The organism is Sphingobium sp. (assembly GCF_033795625.1).
Taxonomy (GTDB): Bacteria; Pseudomonadota; Alphaproteobacteria; order Sphingomonadales; family Sphingomonadaceae; genus Sphingobium.
The window spans coordinates 1-630 of sequence record NZ_JARYGI010000134.1 but is presented as its reverse complement, the minus strand read 5'-3'; the positions used below and the strand labels follow the sequence as shown (position 1 = coordinate 630).

Here is a 630-nt window from a genome sequence, read left to right as displayed (position 1 = left end):
CGGACATGCAGGAGGAAGGCGATCGTTACCAGCGCGACGACGATCGATTCCTCGACCAGCGTGCCTTTCAGGGTTTCGATTGCCGCTTCGATCAACGTCGAACGGTCATAGACGGGGACGATCTCGGTTCCTGGCGGAAGGCTGCTCTTGACGGAATCGAGACTCTTCTTGGCGTTGTCGATGACCGTCAGCGCATTAGCACCGAAGCGCTGCAGCACGATGCCGCTGGCTACCTCGCCTTCGCCGTTCAGCTCGGTGATGCCGCGCCGTTCGTCGGGGACGAGCTCCACCCTGGCGACGTCGCTCAGCTTGAGCGGCACGCCGTTCTGGCTCTTCAGGACGATGTTCTCGATATCCGGAATGCCCTTGAGGTAGCCGCGCCCGCGCACCATGAACTCGAATTCGGAGAGTTCGACGGTACGGCCACCGACGTCCGTGTTGCTCGCAAGCACGGCATTGGCGACGTCGTTGAGCGTGACGCCCTGCGCCTTCAGCCGGCCCGGATCGACGACGATGGAATATTGCTTGACGAAGCCGCCGACGCTCGCGACTTCCGAGACGCCCTCGGACTTGGAGACGGCGAACCGCACGACCCAATCTTGCAGCGACCGCAGTTCAGCGAGCGACAGT

General features: G+C 62.5%; 1 protein-coding gene. It reads right to left on the bottom strand.

Annotated elements, in window-relative coordinates; genetic code table 11:
- On the bottom strand, positions 1–630 hold a 630-nt coding region (locus tag QHC67_RS19010; RefSeq protein WP_319296730.1), incomplete at both ends, for an efflux RND transporter permease subunit.